This window comes from Pleomorphochaeta sp. DL1XJH-081, from assembly GCF_049310885.1.
GTDB lineage: Bacteria > Spirochaetota > Spirochaetia > Sphaerochaetales > Sphaerochaetaceae > CAYZJV01.
The window spans coordinates 1-406 of sequence record NZ_JBMDYO010000039.1 but is presented as its reverse complement, the minus strand read 5'-3'; the positions used below and the strand labels follow the sequence as shown (position 1 = coordinate 406).

At 59.9% G+C, this 406-nt stretch carries 1 protein-coding gene; it reads left to right on the top strand.

From position 1 onward, the window contains the following. Positions 1–10: 10 nt before the first annotated feature. A partial coding sequence (gene psbR / locus ACODJP_RS13815; RefSeq protein WP_422482489.1) for a photosystem II protein PsbR occupies positions 11–406 on the top strand: 396 nt, incomplete at its 3' end.

Here is a 406-nt window from a genome sequence, read left to right as displayed (position 1 = left end):
GAGAGAAGTAATGGCATCCACCGTTATGAGTTCAGTCTCCCTGAAGCCCGCCCCCTTCTCCGCCGACAAGTTCACCGTCAGAGGCCTGCCGTCGCTCGCCAGAACCACCCCCTTCAGAGTCAGCGCCAGCGGCGGCAAGAAGATCAAGACCGACACACCTTATGGAACTGGTGGCGGCATGGACTTGAGAAATGGCGTCGACGCCTCCGGCAGGAAGCCTACGGGCAAGGGCGTGTACCAATACGTGGACAAGTACGGTGCTAACGTGGACGGATACAGCCCCATCTACAACAGGGACGAGTGGTCCCCGAGTGGCGATGTTTACGTCGGGGGCACGACCGGGCTAGCCATATGGGCAGTCACCCTCGTCGGTATCCTCGCAGGAGGTGCACTTCTTGTCTACAAC